The following is a 3,590-nucleotide window of genomic DNA, read 5'->3' as shown; positions in this document are numbered from 1 at the left end:
GCCCCCAAGGCCCGGCGGGACTTCATCGCCGCCGTCACCCGCCGCGCCGGGCTGTTCGGACTCAGCGCCGAGCGCATCGCCGAGGCACGCGAAGAGGGCGAGCTGCTGGTCATCGACGGCCAACCGCACCCGCGCGGCATCGCCCGGCAGCGCGCGCGGCTCGCCGAGCGCATCCGCGCGCAGGGCTTCGAGCCAGTCATGGAAGCCACCGCCTACACCTGGTTCAACCGCCTGGTCGCCATCCGCTACATGGAGCTGCACGGTTTCCTCGATCACAGCTACCGCGTCCTCAGCCATCCCGCCGCCGCGGGCGGGACCGGCGCGCCGCCGGAGATCCTGGAGCAGGCCCAGCACGTCGAGCTGCCCGGTCTGGAGCGCGAGCGCGTCATCGCGCTGAAGATGGACGGCACCCAGGACGAGACCCTGTATCGCGAGCTGCTGCTGGCCCAATGCCGCGCACTGCACCAGGCCATGCCCTTCCTGTTCGAGCCGGTGGACGACGAGACCGAGCTGCTGCTGCCCGACCGCCTGCTGCAGACCGACTCCCTGATCCGCGAGCTGGTCAGCGCCATCCCCGAGGCCGACTGGCAACCGATCGAGATCATCGGCTGGCTGTACCAGTTCTACATCTCCGAGAAGAAGGACCAGGTCATCGGCAAGGTGGTCAAGAGCGAGGACATCCCCGCCGCCACCCAGCTCTTCACCCCCAACTGGATCGTCAAATACATGGTCCAGAACAGCCTCGGCGCGCAGTGGCTCGCGACCTATCCCGACTCGCCGCTCAAGGCTCGGATGGCGTATTACATCGAGCCTGCCGAGCAGACCCCGGAGGTGCAGGCGCAGCTCGACGCCTTGAAGAGAGTGGATAGTGGTCAGTGGATAGTGAATAGTGAAGAGGAGCGGGGCGAGAAGTCGTCGGAAATACCCTCCGGCTCTTCACTATCCACTATTCACTATTCACTAAACCCAGAAGAGTTGACCCTGATGGACCCCGCCTGCGGCTCCGGCCACATCCTGGTCGAGGCCTATGAGCTGTTCAAGGCGATCTATCTGGAGCGCGGTTATCGGCTGCGGGATATTCCGAAGCTGATTCTGGAGAAGAATCTGTACGGGTTGGATATTGATCCGCGCGCGGCACAGTTGGCCGGGTTCGCGTTGATGATGAAGGCGCGGGAGGATGATCGGCGGGTGTTGGAGCGGGGGATTGCGCTGAATGTGATGGCGTTTGAGGAAGTGGATAGTGGTGAGTGGATAGTGGATAGAGAAGAGGAAACGGCGGGTAGCGCTGGACTTCTATCCACTATCCACTCTTCACTACCCACTGAACAGAAGGATGCGGTTGATGAGTTGGTGGAGTTGTTTCGGCATGCTCGGACTTTTGGGTCTTTGATTCAAGTACCGGAGGAGTTGGCGGCGAAGTTGCCGGCGTTGCGACGGTTGTGTGAGCAAGAAACGGGGGATTTGTTCGTGGCCGATGGTCTGCGGCAGTTACGGGCTTTGGTGCGGCAGGCAGAGTTGTTGGCGCGGAAATATGACGCGGTGGTGGCGAATCCGCCGTATATGGGAAAAGGGATGAACCCATTAGTTAAGAAGATGGTTAATGATCATTTTTCGGTCGCGAAGAGTGATCTATACGCATGCTTCACCGAGCGGAGCTACAATCTGGCTAGAAGTGCTGGGCATATCGCAATGGTAACGATGCAGAGCTGGATGTTCCTATCCAGCTTTCGGCTATTCAGGGAGAGAATGCTCCGTGAAAAAACCATCATGACAATGGTTCAGATCGGATACAACAGCTTTCCTTCAATGAATTCAAAGGTTGCCCAGGCAACTGCTTTTGCACTTCTAAACAAGCGAGCTGGAAACTATACGGGAACATTCTTTGATCTAAATAGTGCCGCTCAATCTTCGGATAAGAACAGCGTGTTTCTTGCTCGAAACCCATCCAGCTGTTTTCTCGTTTCGGTAGATAAGTTTAAAAAAATTCCGGATAGTCCAGTTGCGTATTGGGTGAGTGAAAACATTGCAGATGCGTTCAAAAGAAAATCGCCTCTAGGGCAGTTACTTGATATTAAAGCTGGAATGTCAACTACAGACAATGAGCTTTTCCTTCGATTATGGAACGAGATTAGTGTCGGTGATTTTGATACAGGAGCATCTTCACGGGAAGAGGCAAGACAGACGAATAAGCGATGGTTCCCTTACATCAAGGGTGGGCCTTTTCGACGCTGGTACGGCAACAGCGACTATGTGGTCAACTGGCAGAACGATGGGCACGACATTCGGCGGTATATAGCTGAGAGGCCAGAAAAGCAAGTCGGAGGTAGGCTTGTCAATTTGGAATTTTTTTTTCGGGAATGTTTATCATGGACTCGCGTTTCCTCTGGAGACTTTTCATGTCGCTTTCATTCAAAGGGTAGTATATTTTCAGACGCCAGTAATGGGGGATTTGGTGATTTAGAACAAATTGAGGCCGCCTTAATGCTTCTTAACTCCAAAATTGTTGCATCAGTGCTTGCGGCGATTTCACCAACGCTTAATTTCTACGCAGGTGATATTGCGAAAATCCCGGCAAAGTTGAAAGCGGCCAAGTTGGAGTGGCTCAACGACCTTGTAGACCTATCTAGATACGACTGGAACGCCTACGAACGCTCTTGGGACTTCCAATACCTCCCCATCTTAAATGCATCCAACGACCCGCAGGGTACCCTCGAATCCAGTTATACGACTTGGATCAACAACAACCGCCAAACCATCGCCGAAATGAAACGCCTCGAAGAGGAAAACAACCGCCTCTTCATCGACGCCTACGGCTTGCAAGACGAACTCACCCCCGAAGTCCCCATCGACCAGATCACCCTGACGGTCAACCCCGCCTACCGCTACGGCAAGAAACTCTCGGATGACGACTGGTCGGTCGAGCACGGCTTCCCCGAGGAACTCGAAACCCGCTTCCGCGAAGACAGCATGCAGGAATTGGTCTCCTACGCCATCGGCTGCGCCATGGGCCGCTATCGGCTGGATCGACCGGGGTTGATCTATGCACACTCTGGGAATGAGCGGTTTTGGGAAATCTGGCGGGGAGAAGTGGATAGTGGAAAGTGGATAGTGAATAGTGAAGAGGGAGAAGATCTATCCACTAACAACTATCCACTATCCACTAAAAACTTCCGGCCAGACGAAGATGGCATCTTGCCGATCACCGACACCGATTGGTTCGAGGACGACGCGGCGAATCGGGTGGTGGAGTTCATCGCGACCGCCTTTGGGGAAGTGGATAGTGAAAAGTCGATAGTGGATAGTGAAGAAGACGAGCAACTATCCACTAACCACTATCCACTATCCACTAAAAACCTAGAAGAAAACCTCAGCTTCCTAGCCACCAACCTAGGCCCGAAAAAAACCGAAACTCCGCGCGAAACCATCCGCCGCTACCTCGCCGACAAGTTCTTCAAAGACCATCTGCAAACCTACAAGAAGCGCCCGATCTACTGGTGCTTCTCCAGCGGCAAGCAGAAGGCCTTCCAGTGCCTGGTCTACCTGCACCGCTACCACGAAGGCACCCTGGCGCGGATGCGCATGGAATACGT

The 3,590-nt window shown here is 55.2% G+C and carries 1 protein-coding gene; it reads left to right on the top strand.

What is annotated here, in order from left to right:
- Positions 1-3,590, top strand: a 3,590-nt coding sequence (pglX, locus tag VBE63_RS26205; protein WP_323685939.1) for a BREX-1 system adenine-specific DNA-methyltransferase PglX, incomplete at both ends; no start/stop codon positions are given.

Origin of the sequence: Lamprobacter sp. (genome assembly GCF_034860625.1) — a bacterium.
GTDB lineage: Bacteria > Pseudomonadota > Gammaproteobacteria > Chromatiales > Chromatiaceae > Lamprobacter.
Note: the sequence above shows the minus strand (reverse complement) of the source record. Positions and strands in the feature narration are given on the sequence as shown.